Genomic DNA, 15,167 nt, shown 5'->3' on the forward strand with positions numbered 1-15,167 from the left:
ACCATAGCGGAGAGGATACACCCGTTCCCATCCCGAACACGGCAGTTAAGCTCTCCAGCGCCGATGGTACTGGGGTTCGTCCCCGGGAGAGTAGGTCGTTGCCGGAATTAATTTTCAAAAGCTCTTGGACTAAAACCAGGAGCTTTTTCTACTAAGGGTCAGACTTAAACTTATATAAACTAACTGTTTAAATGCTATATATCGATAATATAGTTAGTTTAAAGAAGTTTAAGTCTGACCCGGAAAAACAGCCCCGGCGGAATAGCCGGGGCATTAACATTTTACTGGAGCCTCGTCTGGCAGGCGTCGGGATTTTCTCCGGGGCTGCAAACGTAGATGACTTCGGCAGCGTCGGCTTCCACATGTTTGCCGGGGTACCTGCTTTTAGCCTGCGCCAGCGCTTCATCCAGGCTGCTGGCGTTAATTTCAATACACTCCCTCCCCGGACCTCTTACTGTATACTTGTTCAAAACAATCACCTCCCAGAAAATAGCTTAACCAGGGTAGGTGTTTTATTTTCATCCCGCAAAAAATTAATTCCCACCAAACACAGAGCCAGGGGACAGACGTTTCTTTTTGTAAAAAAGTTGTCATTTTACCATCTGCTTAATCTTAAACCATATAATGCCATGAAAAGTAGCCTGTCCCCTTTTTACTCCTCTATGTAATACAGGACATAAGCTCTTTCCGGGTCCTGGCGGATTGTTTGCATGACTTCGGGCGATACGGAGATCTCGCCGACAAAATTAAAATCTTCATTAATATCGAAGTCTTCCAGTTCGAATACCCTGTAGCATTCCAGCACGGCATTGGGGTCATGGGTTTTAATGTTCATGGCCAGGTATTTTTCCCTGGCTTCATCCATGGAATCAGCAAAAACAACCCGCGTATTGGTAGTATGTTGCATGTTTTTTTCAACCTCCCTAAGTATATTATAAACATAGGTTACACTCATTTTGAAAAATATGCAATATTTTCGCCAGGCAGTCGCATGCAGGAAAATAAAAAGGCCGGCAATTCCACGGGAATAAGAGGTAAATATATGAAAGTCTTCCAGTGACACATTTATTTGGACAAGTGTTAAAACGTGTTCTATAATGATTAAGTAGAATGTATTTCAATGTGTAAAATAACTATTGGGAGAGTAAAGCCAATGGAAGGCATGGTGTATAGGACAAAAAAAAAGAAGTTTATCTTCTGGCAGAGCTTTTTTTTTATATTTATCGTGCTTATGGCCGCTTATGTTTTGCTGCAGTCACCCATTTTTACCATATCCAAAATCAGCGTCCGAGGTAATAATTCCCTGACTGCCGGGGAACTTATAAAGGTTTCCGGTATTGTGACGGGCATGAATATTTTTAAGGCCGATTTGCAAACCGCCGTAGAAAAAGTGAGAGTTTTACCGGTTGTTAAGGACGTGAGTATCACCAGAAAATTGCCCGACAACGTAATAATCGAGGTGGAAGAACGCGTATCTGTGGCTTTGGTGGTGGCGGACGGACGTTTTCTGGAACTGGACACCGAGGGCTATTATCTGCGCGAGGGGAGTGCGGCGGCCTCCGGCCTGCCCGTAATTACCGGCATGCCGGTACAGGTGGCGGGACCGGGGCAACCCGTAAGAGGGGAAGGACTGAAAACCGCTTTGCGGGTGGTGCAGGAACTGCCCGCCGGGTTGCGGAAAGAGCTGTCCGAGGTGCATATCGGCAAGGACGGGATGGTGACCCTGTATACCCTGGATGGGATACAGTGCCGCCTGGGTTTGCCCGAAGACGTGGCTGTCAAAGGCAGTTACTTTTTGCAGGTGCAGCAGGAATTGCAGGACGGGCATAAAAGTATTGAGTATGTGGATTTCTCTTACGTCGGTTCGCCGGTGGTAAAGTACAAGGATTAACGGGATAAAAGTTGGGGGTTCGGAATATGAAAACCAAGTCGTATTACTGGGTGATGCTGCTGGTGGGGCTGGTTATGGGCATTATTTTAGCCGTACAGTTCCGGGTTACCAGGCATATCACCCAAAATACCCCGGCGCTGGACAGACCCATAGCCCTGGCGCAGCAACTGGACAAGGCCCGGGAATCAAGGGACCGGCTGCAGGTCAGGGTGGATGAGTTGCGGGCCCGTTTGGACGAGGCGGCGGCCGGGCCGGAACTGGCCCGGATGAAGGAGGAACTGGACCGGGCGCGCGAAAAGGCGGGCATGACCCAAGTACAGGGGCCCGGTGTGGAAGTAACTCTCAATGACAGCAGTAAAGTGCTGCAGCCCGGGGCAAATCCAAATTTATACGTACTGCATGATGAGGACGTGCTGCGCATTTTAAATGAATTGAAGGCGGCCGGTGCGCAGGCCATTTCCATAAACGGCCAGCGGCTGATTTCCACCACGGAAGTGCGCTGCATCGGACCGACTATCCTGCTGAATAAAAACCAGCGCCTGAGCCCGCCCTTTGTTATTTCGGCTGTCGGCCATCCGGACACGCTGGCCAATTCATTGAAAATGAAAGGCGGGGTGGTTGATTCTCTTCAGTTCTGGGGTATCCAGGTGGATGTCAAAAAGGTTGACGAAGTAACCGTACCCGCTTATACCGGCGGCCTGGTTTTTGAATACGCCAGGCCGGAAAAATAGATAGAGGGGAGGGCGGTCGGTGTCCCAAAGAACAACTGTGTATATATCCATCATGCTGGTGGCGGCGATCCTGGGAATTATGTTGGCTGTACAGTTTCGGGTGGTCAACCGGTCGCCCGGCGGCATTTCCGCCAACCGGGCGGAGGAGTTGCTGACCGATTTGAAACAAATCAATCGGGAACAGGAAAATTTAAAAAAAGAAATTGCCGACCTGAATTACAAGCTTAATCAGGTTAACAAGGGCAAAAGCGAGGCCATTGAAGCTTTGCGGGGCGAACTGAACAAGGTGCGGATGAGTGCGGGCCTGGTTACGGTTACCGGTCCCGGGGTGGAAGTGGTGCTGGATAACCCGAAGAATGAGACGGAGCCCGGCATGCCTCCCGGGCTGTTTATCATCAGGGATGAAGACCTGCTGAAAGTGGTCAACGAATTGTGGGGCGCCGGGGCCGAGGCCATTTCCATCAACGGACAGCGGATCATTGCCACCAGTGAAATCAGGCTGGCTGCGCCTTTTATAAATATTAACACCAGGCGGGTGGTGCCGCCTTACCAGGTGCTGGCTGTCGGTAACCCCGATACTTTGGTGAGCAGCCTGGAGTTGCCGGGCGGGCTGGTAGAATACTTGCGCAGCCTGGGTATTGACATAACAGTGGAAAAACACGACGACCTGACAATACCGGCGTATGCCGAAAGATAATAATGGAAGCGGGTGACCAGGCAATGTGGTTGGGGATAATGTTAACTGCTACGGGTTTGTTGATCGGGCTGCTGATTGGGTTTAACATTCCGGTTATTTTGCCCCAGGATTACGCCAAGTACATGTCCGTGGCGGCGCTGGCGGCGCTGGATTCGGTCTTTGGCGGAATCAGAGCGGCCATTGAGGATAAGTTTGATCATGGCATTTTTGTCACCGGCTTTTTCAGCAATGCCCTGTTAGCGGCGGGATTAACCTATATCGGTGACCGTCTGGGCATTGACCTGTACCTGGCCGCCGTGGTGGCGTTCGGTGTCCGCCTGTTTCAAAATCTGGCCATTATTCGCCGTCATATTTTAAAAAATAAAATTACCTAAATAAAAAGGGAATTTTTACTGGGTGTTGAATTTTACAATTTAAGTAAAGAATGGTTGAGGAGGAAGCCTGCTTGGCCGGGACAGATAAAGATATCGTGGTTGGTCTGGACATCGGCACATCCGGGATTGCCATAGCCGTGCTGGAAAACGGCTGCGGGGCCAAACAGGAACCTTTGGGTTATGGTTACAGTCCGTCCATCGGCATTGAAAAGGGCCGTATAGTGGACATGGAAAATGCGGTAAGCGCTGTTAAAAGTGCGCTTGCCGGGGTGGAGGTTTTAGAGGGGGTTAATACCGGCTCCGTTTACGCCAGCATTGATATGCCGGGCATGGTTACCGGGCGCGGTAAATCAAGGCTGCAATTTGTTGGTAAGCGGAGGATCACCCGGCGGGACTTGCATGAGGCGCGGCAACAGTTGTGTCAATCTGTTTTACCCGCAGGTTATGCAGTCGTGCAGGTGACCGGTATACAGTTTTTTCTAGACGGGAGGCCCGTCAGCATGCCACTGGGCTGCAAGGTCCGGGAACTGGGCATGGAGGCTACGATCGTGGCTGCGCCCGGCGAGCAGGTGGAACAGGTCCGGCGTTGTCTGCGCAGCGCCGGTTTGCGGGCAATCCAAACCGTGGCCGGACCGGCGGCTGTCACCAGGGCCGTGCTTGCCGGCGTGGAACAGGAACTGGGTGTGGTTTGTGTGGATATCGGCGCCGGCATGACCAAAGCTATATATATCAATTACGGCCGGCCGGAGCACATGTGCATTTTTCCCGTGGGTTCGGGGCACATTACCGCCGACCTTGCGGTAGGCCTGCACACCGGTATGGAAGAGGCGGAATCAATTAAATGCCTGTACGGTCTTGATCCAATTGCCGGTCATATAAATGTGCAAAACCTGGCGGGCGAAAACCTGCATGCTGTCCCGGGTGAACTGGTGCACAGGATCATCAGGTCACGAGTGGAAGAAATTTTGGATTTTGTTAATCAATTTATCAGACAATTGAGATTAACTTCATCGCTGCCCGGCGGCGTTGTAATTACCGGGGGCGGCTCCCGGCTGGCCGGGTTGCCCGAACTGGCAAAGGAATGGTGGGACATGCCCGTGCGCAGGGGGATACCCCGGGCCGTACCGGAAAAAGGGCGAGATGATGAAACATACCGCTATACCACCGCCATCGGGTTGGCCATGTGGGGAGCCGGTCAAAGGCCGGGGACCCGCATGCTGAAACGCGGCATGGAGGGAGGTATTGTGGGTCGTTTCAAAAGCTGGTTGCGCTAAGATTTACCGTACATAACGAAATTTCTGATCCCCGAGAAGGAGGATTTTTAAATGCTGGACTTTGAATTAGAGCTGGATCAATTTGCTAACATCAAGGTTATCGGAGTGGGCGGCGGCGGAAATAATGCCGTCAACCGGATGATCAGTGCCGGGCTGAAAGGGGTGGAGTTCATTTCGGTTAATACCGACGCCCAGGCTTTACAAATGGCCCTGGCCAGCAACAAAATACAAATCGGCGCCAAGTTGACCAAGGGGTTGGGCGCCGGGGCCAATCCCGATATAGGCCAGAAGGCGGCGGAAGAAAGCAGGGACGATATCGAACAGGTGCTGCGGGGCGCGGATATGGTTTTTGTCACTGCCGGGATGGGCGGCGGCACCGGCACCGGCGCGGCGCCGGTGGTGGCGGAGATTGCCAAGGAAATGGGTGCCTTGACCGTGGGCGTAGTGACCAAGCCATTTACTTTCGAGGGAAAAAAGCGGCTGCTTCAGGCCGAAATGGGCATACAAAATTTAAAAGAAAAAGTGGATACTTTAATTACCATTCCCAATGACCGCCTGCTGCAGGTGGTGGAAAAAAATACTTCGATCATCGAGGCTTTTCGTATCGCCGACGACGTGCTGCGCCAGGGCGTCCAGGGTATCTCCGATTTAATTGCCGTACCGGGCCTGATTAACCTGGACTTTGCCGATGTTAAAACCATCATGAAAGAAACCGGTTCCGCTTTAATGGGTATCGGCAGCGCCTCCGGCGACAACCGGGCCGTGGAATCAGCCCGGGCAGCCATTTCCAGCCCGCTGTTGGAAACCTCCATTGAGGGGGCCAGGGGCGTGTTGCTAAACATTACCGGCGGCACTTCCCTGGGGTTGTTTGAAGTGAATGAAGCGGCCGAAATTATTGCCCAGGCGGCAGACCCCGAAGCAAATATCATATTCGGGGCGGTCGTTGATGAACGTATGGAGGATGAGGTAAGGGTTACCGTAATCGCCACCGGATTTGACCAGAAACAGTATACCAGGGCCCAAAAGAAAAAGACCGGCGACGACAAGATGGAAGTAAAACCGTTTACCACCAATGATGACCTGGACATTCCGGCCTTCTTGCGCCGGAGATAATGTCGAATGGAAATGCCTTGTAGTTGACAATTAATAACAAAATTTACCAGCCACGGCATGTATAATAAAGCCGGGGCTTTTATTTTTTCTATATCATAAACGCAAATTGCGCACCATATCATGTAACAGAGGACTTTTGTCCTTACAGGTGGGAAAAGAATGCCATCTTATGTAGTTTATGTTGACCAGGTGTTTGCCGGCAGTCTGGTTATGAATTTAATGATTCTGTGGGTGACGGCCAAACTGGGCAGGGTGGCGGTGCGCCGCCGGCGCTTGCTGGCGGGGGCGATGGTGGGGGCCGTTTATTCGCTTTTTGCCTTTATCCCGGCTCTGGAAAATTACCTGGCCCCCGGTTACAAGCTGGCGGTATCCGTGCTGATGGTGGCGGTGGTTTTTTTGCCCGGTCCGCCCAAAAAAGCGCTCACGCTGCTGGCCTATTTTTATTTAAGTACGTTTGCGTTGGGCGGTACAGTGCTGGGCATCATCAATTTTATGCACGACAAAGTTTCCGACGGCCGGCTGACCGGCGTCATGCAGGCCGTGGACACTTATTTATGGTACGGGATTTTACTGACGCTGGTTGTTTACTGGGCCTTGGGCGGGTTACTGCCGGCGGCCCTGCGTAAAAGGTTGATGCTGCCGCTGTTGCGCGCCGATCTGGTGGTGCGCCGGGGGGAGCGAACAGCCTCTCTGTCGGCACTGCTGGACACCGGAAACAGCTTGACAGACCCCCTGACCGGCAACCCCGTGATTATTGCGGAGTATGAGGCATTAAAGGATATTCTGCCGGATAAGGTGCGCGCGACAGTGGAAAAGCATGGTCGGGAAGAGGCTGCCGCCGTTCTGACGGAACTGGGCGAAGACTTGATGCAGGGTCATTTTCGTATTATTCCTTACCGGTCTGTGGGCCGGGAAAACGGCTGGCTGCTCGGCTTTCGCCCGGATGAGGTGGAACTGCGGCATGGCGGTAAATTATTCAAGACCGATAAAGTGGTGGTGGCCCTTTACCATGATTGCCTGCAAGGGGATACACCGTGCCGGGCGCTGCTGTCGCCCGCGCTTTTGGAAACCGGTATAGCGGGGTAAGCCCGTGTTGTGCCCGCGCAGGCCATTAACGCTAAATCAGGGGGGGAAATAATTGATACGCGTTTGGAAATTAAAGTTGTTCTTACGCTTAACCATTTTGAACATACTGAACCGGCTGGGCCTGAAGTCGGAAGTTTACTATGTCGGCAGCAGTGAAGCCCTGCCGCCCCCGCTGACCACCGATGAAGAAACCTACCTGATTGATAAACTGGAATCAGGGGACAGTGCCGTGCGCAGCGTGCTGATAGAGAGAAATCTGCGTTTGGTGGTGTATATCGCCCGCAAGTTTGAAAATACCGGGGTGGGGATCGAGGATCTGGTATCCATCGGTACCATCGGTTTGATCAAAGCCGTCAATACCTTTGACCCGGCCAAAAAGATCAAGTTGGCCACATACGCATCCCGATGCATAGAAAATGAAATATTAATGTACCTGCGCCGGAATAATAAAACCAGGACGGAAGTTTCCTTCGACGAGCCGTTGAATATCGATTGGGATGGCAATGAATTGCTCCTTTCGGATGTGCTGGGTACGGAAAACGATGTGATATGCAAATATATAGAGGAGGAAGTGGACCGCAAACTGCTGTATCTGGCCCTGCAGAAATTAAACAGTCGCGAAAGAAAAATAATGGAATTGCGCTTTGGGTTGAACAGCGGGAAAGAAAAAACGCAAAAAGAAGTGGCGGATATGCTGGGAATTTCTCAATCCTATATATCCAGGCTGGAAAAGCGCATCATCAAGCGATTAAAAAAGGAAATCAACCGCATGGAGTAAAATGGGCGTTATACTTTTTCAAACGGCATGGCCATGTATAATTTAACAAGCCCCAGGTAATAATGAGATTGAATTAACGGATAATAACGGGAAAGGGTGGGAGGGAGTCATGCTGGTCAACAAAGTAGAGATTTGTGGCGTAAATACATCCAAACTCCCGGTACTAACCAGCGCCCAGATGAAGGAACTGTTCATTGCCATGCAAAACGGTGATACCTCTGCCCGTGACCGGTTGATCAACGGAAACCTGCGCCTGGTCCTGAGCGTCATTCAGCGGTTCACCAACCGCGGTGAATACGTGGATGACCTTTTTCAGGTGGGCTGCATCGGTTTAATGAAAGCGATCGATAACTTTGACCTTTCCCAGAATGTTAAGTTTTCTACTTATGCCGTGCCCATGATCATCGGTGAAATCAGGCGTTATTTGCGGGACAACAACCCCATCCGGGTAAGCCGTTCCCTGCGGGATGTGGCTTACAAGGCCCTGCAGGTGCGCGACAGCCTGGTGAACAAGCATTCCCGCGAGCCATCCATCAATGAAATCGCCAAGGAATTGAATATGCCCCGGGAAGATATTGTTTTTGCCCTGGATGCCATTCAGGAACCGATTTCGCTTTTTGAACCGATTTTTCATGACGGCGGCGACCCTATATTTGTGATGGATCAGATCAGCGATGAAAAACACCTGGACTTGAACTGGCTGGAGGGCATTTCTATTCGGGAAGCCCTGCGCAAGTTGAGTGACCGGGAAAAGTTAATATTGACACTGCGCTTTTACGAGGGCAAAACCCAAATGGAAGTGGCCGAAGAAATCGGTATTTCCCAGGCCCAGGTTTCCCGCCTGGAAAAGGCGGCCTTAAACCACATGCGCAAGCATGTGTGAATTGGTGGCCGGTGGTCTGTGGTCTGTGGTCGGTTAGTGGTTAATGATGTATAATTGAGTTGCTGGCGGGCGGTTGCCTGTAAATGAATAAACGTTGTCAGGGTATATTTCTGTGCAGGGTTTTGCAAGGAGGTGGGCGTCGTGCGAAAATACCGGCTGCTATGTATTTGCATATTGGTATTACTTGCCGCGACGCCGGTTCACGGGACGGCCATATGGGATGAAGAGGTTGTTTACACCTATAACCCCGATAACCTGTATTACGAAGAAGAATCAACTTTCGTACACGCAGCTGAACCATTTGACGGGGGACAGGCAAAAAAGGGGACAGGCTACTTTTTCGTTCTTTGAAAAAGTTGCCTGTCCCCTTTTTTGCCTGTTTGCCTGGCACCGGGCCGGTAAAAGGGGACTGGCTCCATTTTCGTTTTTTGAAAATGGTGCCTGTCCCCCTTTTACCGGAGCCAGTCCCCTTTTACGGTCTGTCCCCTTTTTTTCCGGTCTTTTTTTATGTTCAGATTTAGTAAAAGCCCTCATATACATATTTATGGGGGTGTCTTACGTGGTTAAAATATCCGATCTGCGGATGCGCGAAGTGATCAACATAGCGGACGGGCGTCGCCTCGGCCCGATCAAGGATATAGATATCAATTTGGAAGAAGGTCGCATCAACGCCATAATATTGCCGGGGCACGGCGGCGGTGGCGGCAGGTTCATGGGTTTCCTCGGGCGCGAGGAAGAGATTGTGGTGCCCTGGCAAAAAATCAGAAAAATCGGCATAGATGTGATATTGGTTGATTTATCCTACAGTGTGCGTGGCGCGGAACTGCACGGCGGTGTCAAAGAAACCTGGTAGAATGCAATTACTTATTTATCGCGGCGCGGTTTTATCATGTGGTTATTTAATGTTAAGTATACCAAAAAGGGGACTGGCTCCTTTTTCGCTTTTTGAAAAAAGTGCCTGTCCCCTTTTTGGTTTTTTAATGTGACGGTCCCCTGAATTGATATTTTATGATAAACAGCCGGCGCGTTAGCAAAAATAAGCTAAGCAAAGATAGTAATATTTCTGGTTCCGTTTTCCTTTTTTATTTTTAAAACAAAATTTAGTATAATTTCTTTAGCTTCAATACAATATATATTGCTCTTACTGGACGGTGAAGGCCATGCGATGCCCGTACTGCGGTAAAATGGACAGTAGAGTGCTTGATTCCCGGCCGGCGGAGGATGGTAATTCAGTGCGCAGGCGCAGGGAGTGCGGTGACTGCGGCAAGCGGTTCACCACTTATGAACGGGTGGACGAGCTTCCGCTAATGGTGGTGAAAAAGGATGGCCGGCGGGAAACTTTTGACAGGCAGAAATTGCTGGCCGGTATGATAACGGCTTGCCAAAAACGCTCTGTGCCCACCAGCCTTTTGGAAGATATGGCGGGTGAAATAGAACGGGACCTGAGGAGCACCATGGAGCGGGAGGTGCGGAGCCGGGATATAGGGGAGCATGTTATACGGCGTCTGCGCGATCTGGATGAAGTGGCGTACGTCCGCTTTGCCTCGGTTTACCGCGAATTCAGGGACGTGCAGGGATTCATGCGCGAGATTGAACAATTGCTGAAGAAAAACGGTGAGTTCTGAAAGATGATGGACAAGCACAGGTCAGGAGAGTTTAAGATAATTAATTTTATAAATAAAGAGATAAATTTGTATTAGAGGAGGCTGCAAAAATTGTTCAAAGTTATCCGTAAACGAGATGGTCGGGAAGTACCCTTTGATGAAAGCAAAATTACCGATGCCATATTCCGGGCCGCCCGGGCGGTAGGCGGCGAAGACCGGCAGACCGCTATGGAACTCACCATCGAAGTGCTTAAAATACTTAAGAAAAAATACAATGGCCAGACCTTCGGCGTGGAGGACGTGCAGGACGTCGTGGAAAAGGTGCTCATTGAAGCGGGTCACGCCAGAACGGCCAAAGCATACATTCTTTACCGGGACAGTCGCACGCGGATCAGGGATGCCAAGAGCGACCTGATGGACGTTGTGGAGGAAATTCTGGAGGAGACCAGCAAGGAGAACGCCAATATCAGCAACTCTCCCTCGGCCAAGATGCTCCAAATAGCCAGCGCGGCCAGCAAGAAATATTACCTGACCCGGCTGATCCCCGAGGAATTTTCCCTGGCCCACCAGCGGGGGGACATCCATATTCATGATTTGGATTTTTATGGAAAAACTCTCACTTGTATCCAGATCCCTCTTGGGCGGCTGCTGGCCGAAGGGTTTGACAACGGTCACGGGTATATCCGCCCGCCCAGGCGGCCTGCTTCGGCCACGGCGCTGGCGGCCATAATCCTGCAAAGTTCCCAGAACGATATGCACGGCGGGCAATCCTTCGCCTTTTTCGACCGGGATATCGCACCGTACGTAGAAAACGCCGGCGACGACGAGACCTACCAGGCAATGGAAGCGCTGGTATATAATCTTAATAGCATGCATAGTCGAGCCGGCGCACAGGTGCCCTTCAGTTCTATAAATGTGGGCACCGAAACCTCCGAGGCGGCGCGCAAGGTGACGCGCAACTTGCTTTTAGCATACGAAGCCGGCCTGGGCCGGGGTGAAAACCCCATCTTTCCCAATATCATATTCCGGGTGCAGGAAGGGGTAAACTTAAACCCGGAAGACCCCAATTACGACCTGTTCAAGCTGGCCCTGCGGGTGGCGGCCAAGCGGCTCAACCCCACGTTTAGTTTCATGGACTCCAGCTTCAACAAGGAATGGGGCGACCAGGTGAGCTATATGGGCTGCCGCACCAGGGTGATGGCCAACCGCCGGGGCCCGGCGGTGACCGACGGGCGGGGCAACCTTTCTTTCACCACCATCAACCTGCCCCGGCTGGCCATCAAGGCGGAGCGGGACCTGGAAAGGTTTAACCGTTTGCTGGACGACATGATGACCCTGGCCATCCGCCAGCTGTATCACCGGTTTGAAGTGCAGGCCAAACTGAAAGTCAAGGATATGCCCTTTGTCATGGGCCAGCATTTATACATGAACTCCCGGCACCTAGGGGATTGCGACCCTATTCGGGAAGCCATCGTGAACGGCACTCTTTCGGTGGGCTTTATCGGGTTGGCCGAGGCCCTGACGGCCTTGACCGGTAAACATCACGGCCAGGACAAGGACGCCCAGGCGCTGGGGCGGGAGATCGTCGCCCGCTTGCGGCAACGGATAGACGAGGCCTGCGAAGAGTATGACCTGAACTATACGCTGCTGGCCACACCGGCGGAGGGTTTGAGCGGCCGTTTTATCGCCATGGACCGCAAAGAATACGGAATTATTCCGGGCGTGACCAACAAGGAGTATTATACCAACTCCTTCCATGTGCCGGTCGACTTCCCCATCTCCAGCTTTGACAAGATCAGCCTGGAGGGGGTTTACCATAAATACTGCAACGCCGGGCATATCAGCTACGTGGAAATGGCTTCGCCGCCGGTACACAACCCCGAAGCCATGGAGGCCATCGTCCGGCACATGCGGGACAGCGACATGGGGTACGCCGCAGTGAACTTCCCGGTGGACTTCTGCACGGGCTGCAACACCCTGGGGGTAATCAACGAGGACGCCTGCCCGCGCTGCGGTTCCACGGCCATCCGGCGGGTGCGTCGCATCACGGGCTATCTCAGCACGGTGGACCGGTTCAACGACAGCAAGGTGGCGGAACTGAAAGACCGCATCGTGCACGAGTTTTAGTTTCCGGCGCACCTCCGGTGCCTCCGGTGCCGGGTGTTGATTTGAATGTCTGGGAAAAAAGGAGACTGACAAAAAAAGGGGACTGCTCGTAAAAGGGGGACAGGCTCCGATTCGTTTTGTGAATCGGTGCCTGTCCCCCTTTTACGCTTTTTCCGGTGCCCTTTTCCCTTTTTAGCCCCTGCGCTTGCATGTACTGCGCGGCAGGTTTTCGGGTATCCGGGTTGAAATGTAATTGCGGGGATGTGAGCATAGTATATATACATATGCTAAGAAAAGGAGTGATTCGGTGCCTAATACAGATAACTTTCAATTACCGCAGGAGTTCTTGATAGTGGGAGCGGCAGTAAAAACAGGTTTGTTTGACGCCGTAAAGGATAACCCGTGTGATTTGCAAGAACTTGTTGCCAGAACGGAATGCGACCCCAGGGCTGTATGGACGGTGACAGAAGCGCTGGTGGCCCTGGGATACCTGACCTACGAGGGAGATAAGGTCAAATTGACCCAAGAAGCCCACGCCGTTTTTTATGAACCCGGCCATGAAAAATATACGGGCTTTTCATTTATGCATACTTATAATTTAATTAACTCCTGGATGCAGCTGCCGGAGGTAATGAAAAGCGGCCAACCGGCGCCTAAAAAGAAAAGCCCTGAAAGGGCCCAAAATTTTATGGCGGCTATGAAACACCATGCCTCTCAAAACGCTCCGTTAATTGCCGAATATTGTTTGCGGGGCTTGCCGGCCAATGCAAGGGTTCTTGATGTAGGTGGCGGTCCTTTAACCTATGCCATGGCATTTGCTGAAAAAGGGGCGAAGGTCACTGTACTGGATTTGCCGGAAATTGTTGATATGATGCAGCCCCAACTTGACCCCTCTTTGCCCATCCGCATGGAAAAGGGGGACTTCACCAGGGGGTTGCCCCGGGGGCCTTTTGATCTGGTTTACCTGGGCAACGTGTGCCACATCTATGGTGAAAAGGAAAACAGGAAACTGTTTCGCGATGCGGCTAAGGAACTTAAAACCGGCGGCCGTTTAGCCATCAACGACATGATCCGGGGCACCGGCCCGCGGGCCGCCCTTTTTGCAGTAAACATGCTGGTCAACACGTCTTCCGGGGGAACCTGGACTTATGAACAATATAAAACTTGGCTGGAGGATGCCGGGTTAACGGCGGACCCCTGGGTGGAGGTCGGCGGCAGGCAATTGATTTTGGCTGTGAAACGGTAAGGAGATTTTGGGGGAGCGGAGGCCGCGCCGCACCTGTATGCCCGTACCGGTAAGAAACCGTTGGTGTCTCCTGTATTGAAAGACCTGACGGTAAACCTTGGTGAAGTTTTTTAAAATTTAAGAGTCTGTCCGCAAGGAATATGCAAAGATATGTAGAAATGGATAGTATTATCACCGGGTGCAGGCATAATGAACCCGGTGATTTTTTTTAGTCTGGATTTATTTGTGGTTTGATACTTTAAGAGGTTGTTCGAAAAGTTCGCGCGAGACACACGTTCGATAGGTGCCAGGTGTTGAAAGTTGCAAAATCTTCGATTTTCAACTTTCAACACCTGGCACCAAAATATTTTTGTTTTATAGGAGGCTCGCTTTGCACACGTACATCAAGTTGAGGATGGACCCGTCCTCGCCGGCCATACCCATTCACTACAATTATCTTATCCAGTCGGCTATTTATGCCGCGTTACCGGAGGACATGGCCGCCCGTCTCCATGACGGGGGCTTTCAAAGCGGCAAGCGCAGCTTTAAAATGTTTTCCTTTTCCCGGCTGCTGGGCAGGTTTTCCCTCGATCGAACCGCGGGGACCATTGCCTTTCCGGAAGGGGTGTCCCTGGTAATTACTTCACCGGACACGGAATTATTTCTTTCGCTGATCAACAACCTGCTCACAAAAAGTTCCGTCCGCCTCGGGCAATCCCTTTTTTATGTGGAAGAAGTGCGTTTTGATGAGCAAAAAGCGGAGGGTGATGTTTTGACTGTACGCACTCTTTCACCGGTGGTGGTTTACAGCACCCTCCTGAGACCCGAAGGGGGCAAGTATACCTGCTACTACCAGCCCGGGGAAAGGGAGTTCGACAGGCTGATCACGGCCAACCTGGCTAAAAAGTACGAGGCCTTCCACGGCCGCCGGGCGCCGGAGGGGGAGATCCGGGCCCGCCCCCTGAACAGGCCCCGCCTGCACGTTACGTCCTACAAGAATACCGTGGTGAAAGGTTACACCTGCCGCCTGAGGTTAAACGGCCCCCGGGATCTTCTGCAAATGGCCCTGGACGCCGGCCTGGGGGGAAAGGGGAGCCAGGGGTACGGGTGTGTGGAGAAGGTTCTCAATAGTCATGGTCTTAAATGCTGTAAAAAATGATGTTGTTTTCGGTAGAAATAAAGTCTCACAGATATTGCGGGGGAAAGGGCAAAAAAGTTAGTAAGCGTGCTTTATATTGTAGAATTATGTCTAAGTTTGCTGGAAAATTTTACTTAAAATTTTTTAAGGTTTATGTTATTTTAAAGTAAAAAATAATTTTATAGTTCTTTTGTTTTGTTACATGTACCTTATAAGGAATTTAAATTAGTTTTTTTGCTTTGTATTTTATTCTTCCTAGAAGGATTA

General features: G+C 51.4%; 17 protein-coding genes and 1 rRNA gene. 16 read left to right on the forward strand and 2 right to left on the reverse strand.

Annotated features, from left to right (window positions below; all coding sequences use genetic code 11):
* Positions 1-107: ribosomal RNA gene (gene rrf / locus BM299_RS16700) — 5S ribosomal RNA — on the forward strand; the annotation flags it as partial.
* 174 nt (positions 108-281) lie between these two features.
* On the opposite strand, the gene BM299_RS16705 is transcribed toward rrf, so the two are convergent.
* Together BM299_RS16705 and BM299_RS16710 are read right to left on the reverse strand one after the other, a co-directional pair.
* On the reverse strand, positions 282-470 hold the full coding sequence (locus BM299_RS16705) for a hypothetical protein (RefSeq protein WP_092487102.1): 189 nt from the start codon (positions 468-470) through the stop codon (positions 282-284).
* Between the two features lie 182 nt (positions 471-652).
* Positions 653-907, reverse strand: a complete 255-nt coding sequence (locus BM299_RS16710; protein WP_092487104.1) for a hypothetical protein — start codon at positions 905-907, stop codon at positions 653-655.
* A gap of 246 nt (positions 908-1,153) precedes the next feature.
* Between BM299_RS16710 and BM299_RS16715 the strand changes: the two genes are divergently transcribed.
* The 15 genes from BM299_RS16715 (at position 1,154) to cas6 (ending at position 14,921) form a co-directional block, all read left to right on the forward strand.
* Positions 1,154-1,891, forward strand: coding sequence for a cell division protein FtsQ/DivIB (locus BM299_RS16715; protein ID WP_165608399.1), 738 nt, complete (start codon positions 1,154-1,156; stop codon positions 1,889-1,891).
* A 26-nt stretch (positions 1,892-1,917) separates the two neighbouring features.
* Positions 1,918-2,622, forward strand: a complete 705-nt coding sequence (locus BM299_RS16720) for a DUF881 domain-containing protein (protein WP_092487110.1) — start codon at positions 1,918-1,920, stop codon at positions 2,620-2,622.
* A 19-nt stretch (positions 2,623-2,641) separates the two neighbouring features.
* Positions 2,642-3,319, forward strand: coding sequence for a DUF881 domain-containing protein (locus BM299_RS16725; protein WP_092487113.1), 678 nt, complete (start codon positions 2,642-2,644; stop codon positions 3,317-3,319).
* Between the two features lie 23 nt (positions 3,320-3,342).
* A complete protein-coding gene (locus BM299_RS16730) occupies positions 3,343-3,693 on the forward strand; it encodes a small basic family protein (protein WP_092487116.1) in 351 nt (116 codons plus the stop codon).
* 71 nt (positions 3,694-3,764) lie between these two features.
* Positions 3,765-4,967 (forward strand): cell division protein FtsA, encoded by a 1,203-nt coding sequence (gene ftsA, locus BM299_RS16735; RefSeq protein ID WP_165608400.1) that lies wholly within the window; start codon positions 3,765-3,767, stop codon positions 4,965-4,967.
* Between the two features lie 51 nt (positions 4,968-5,018).
* A complete protein-coding gene (gene ftsZ / locus BM299_RS16740) occupies positions 5,019-6,080 on the forward strand; it encodes a cell division protein FtsZ (RefSeq protein WP_092487121.1) in 1,062 nt (353 codons plus the stop codon).
* Between the two features lie 159 nt (positions 6,081-6,239).
* The gene (locus BM299_RS16745) at positions 6,240-7,166 is read left to right on the forward strand and encodes a sigma-E processing peptidase SpoIIGA (protein ID WP_092487124.1); all 927 of its coding nucleotides are present in this window, start codon (positions 6,240-6,242) and stop codon (positions 7,164-7,166) included.
* Positions 7,167-7,242: 76 nt separating this feature from the next.
* Positions 7,243-7,944 carry an RNA polymerase sporulation sigma factor SigE gene (sigE, locus tag BM299_RS16750; RefSeq protein WP_425429499.1) on the forward strand — a complete coding sequence of 234 codons (702 nt, stop codon included), beginning with the start codon at positions 7,243-7,245 and terminating at the stop codon, positions 7,942-7,944.
* A 109-nt stretch (positions 7,945-8,053) separates the two neighbouring features.
* The gene (gene sigG / locus BM299_RS16755) at positions 8,054-8,827 is read left to right on the forward strand and encodes an RNA polymerase sporulation sigma factor SigG (RefSeq protein ID WP_092487130.1); all 774 of its coding nucleotides are present in this window, start codon (positions 8,054-8,056) and stop codon (positions 8,825-8,827) included.
* Positions 8,828-8,968: 141 nt separating this feature from the next.
* Positions 8,969-9,178, forward strand: coding sequence for a hypothetical protein (locus BM299_RS19125; RefSeq protein ID WP_131820674.1), 210 nt, complete (start codon positions 8,969-8,971; stop codon positions 9,176-9,178).
* 208 nt (positions 9,179-9,386) lie between these two features.
* Positions 9,387-9,680, forward strand: a complete 294-nt coding sequence (locus BM299_RS16760; RefSeq protein WP_092487182.1) for a YlmC/YmxH family sporulation protein — start codon at positions 9,387-9,389, stop codon at positions 9,678-9,680.
* A 307-nt stretch (positions 9,681-9,987) separates the two neighbouring features.
* Positions 9,988-10,452 (forward strand): transcriptional regulator NrdR, encoded by a 465-nt coding sequence (gene nrdR / locus BM299_RS16765; RefSeq protein ID WP_092487133.1) that lies wholly within the window; start codon positions 9,988-9,990, stop codon positions 10,450-10,452.
* Positions 10,453-10,542: 90 nt separating this feature from the next.
* Positions 10,543-12,558, forward strand: a complete 2,016-nt coding sequence (gene nrdD, locus BM299_RS16770) for an anaerobic ribonucleoside-triphosphate reductase (RefSeq protein WP_092487136.1) — start codon at positions 10,543-10,545, stop codon at positions 12,556-12,558.
* Between the two features lie 286 nt (positions 12,559-12,844).
* Positions 12,845-13,783 carry a class I SAM-dependent methyltransferase gene (locus BM299_RS16775; RefSeq protein WP_092487138.1) on the forward strand — a complete coding sequence of 313 codons (939 nt, stop codon included), beginning with the start codon at positions 12,845-12,847 and terminating at the stop codon, positions 13,781-13,783.
* Positions 13,784-14,153: 370 nt separating this feature from the next.
* Positions 14,154-14,921 (forward strand): CRISPR-associated endoribonuclease Cas6, encoded by a 768-nt coding sequence (gene cas6, locus BM299_RS16780; RefSeq protein ID WP_092487141.1) that lies wholly within the window; start codon positions 14,154-14,156, stop codon positions 14,919-14,921.
* Positions 14,922-15,167 lie beyond the last annotated feature (246 nt).

This window comes from Desulfoscipio geothermicus DSM 3669 (genome assembly GCF_900115975.1).
In the GTDB taxonomy this organism is placed as follows: Bacteria; Bacillota; Desulfotomaculia; order Desulfotomaculales; family Desulfallaceae; genus Desulfoscipio; species Desulfoscipio geothermicus.

Bases quoted from the DNA above. Each gene is read 5' to 3' on its own strand.
- BM299_RS16715 (WP_165608399.1), top strand. From the start codon at position 1,154: ATGGAAGGCATGGTGTATAGGACAAAAAAAAAGAAGTTTATCTTCTGG.
- BM299_RS16745 (WP_092487124.1), top strand. From the start codon at position 6,240: ATGCCATCTTATGTAGTTTATGTTGACCAGGTGTTTGCCGGCAGTCTG.
- sigG (WP_092487130.1), top strand. From the start codon at position 8,054: ATGCTGGTCAACAAAGTAGAGATTTGTGGCGTAAATACATCCAAACTC.
- nrdR (WP_092487133.1), top strand. From the start codon at position 9,988: ATGCGATGCCCGTACTGCGGTAAAATGGACAGTAGAGTGCTTGATTCC.
- ftsZ (WP_092487121.1), top strand. From the start codon at position 5,019: ATGCTGGACTTTGAATTAGAGCTGGATCAATTTGCTAACATCAAGGTT.
- BM299_RS16710 (WP_092487104.1), bottom strand. From the start codon at position 907: ATGCAACATACTACCAATACGCGGGTTGTTTTTGCTGATTCCATGGAT.
- BM299_RS16720 (WP_092487110.1), top strand. From the start codon at position 1,918: ATGAAAACCAAGTCGTATTACTGGGTGATGCTGCTGGTGGGGCTGGTT.
- BM299_RS16730 (WP_092487116.1), top strand. From the start codon at position 3,343: ATGTGGTTGGGGATAATGTTAACTGCTACGGGTTTGTTGATCGGGCTG.